Here is an 820-nt window from a genome sequence, read left to right on the forward strand (position 1 = left end):
GGGTGTCGCCGGCTTGCAGCGTCGGCAGCCCGGCTCCGCGGGTGGTGTCCGTGTGGCAGGCCATCGCCGGCGAGCTGCCCTGCACGATGTCGACTTGGTCGCCGAAGGCCCCCATGCAGGACTGCGGGCGGGGCGGCATCACGTAGGTGGGGTCGATGACGCCGCAGGACGCGCGGGGCGCATCTCCACCGAAAGCCGCCATCACGCAGGTGACGTCGCCCGAGGGCGACTGGAAGTGGTAGAGCGGGTCCGCGTGCGCCGGGCCCACCGCGGTCGCGGCCGCCAGGAGCGGAACCGCGGCGACCATTGATGCCTTCATGATGACGTTGTAATCCTTTTGGGCGGCCAGGTGAAGGCCCCCGCGCAAACTCATTTCGGGATTATCGGTCCGGTCCACCGGCGCACAGGCTTACGCTCAGCAAATGATGAGGACCCTCGCTGTCGCCGCCGCGACGGTCGCGGCCGCCACCGTGATGCCGGCGACCGCGCACGCGGACACCCAGAACTTTCAATCGCCGTCCGGCAACATCTACTGCGTCCTGGGCGGCTTCGGTGTGGCGTGCGACATCAGCGACTTCGACTACCAGCCACCGCCGCCACCGGAGTGCGGCAAGCATCTCGCCTGGGGCAACCGCTTCGTGTTGAACCTGGGCGAGCCGGCCGCCATCCACTGCCACGGCGACACCCTGCGCTTCGCCGGCGAGCCGACCCTCGACTACGGCCAGACCCAGTCCGCGGGCACGATCACCTGCGACAGCGAGCCGTCGGGCATGACGTGCACCGACAGCAGCACCGGTCACGTCTTCCGGGTGTCGCGGGA

The 820-nt window shown here is 69.5% G+C and carries 1 protein-coding gene and 1 pseudogene; one reads left to right on the top strand and one right to left on the bottom strand.

Annotation, left to right across the window (positions count from 1 at the left end; genetic code table 11):
• A pseudogene (locus A9X03_RS20020) lies at positions 1–373 on the bottom strand (hypothetical protein); the annotation flags it as partial.
• Between the two features lie 52 nt (positions 374–425).
• On the opposite strand from A9X03_RS20020, the gene A9X03_RS20025 reads away from it, so the two are divergent.
• The coding region (locus tag A9X03_RS20025; RefSeq protein WP_156746612.1) for a DUF6636 domain-containing protein at positions 426–820 on the top strand (395 nt) is incomplete at its 3' end.

This window comes from Mycobacterium sp. E1715 (assembly GCF_001667625.1).
In the GTDB taxonomy this organism is placed as follows: Bacteria; Actinomycetota; Actinomycetes; order Mycobacteriales; family Mycobacteriaceae; genus Mycobacterium.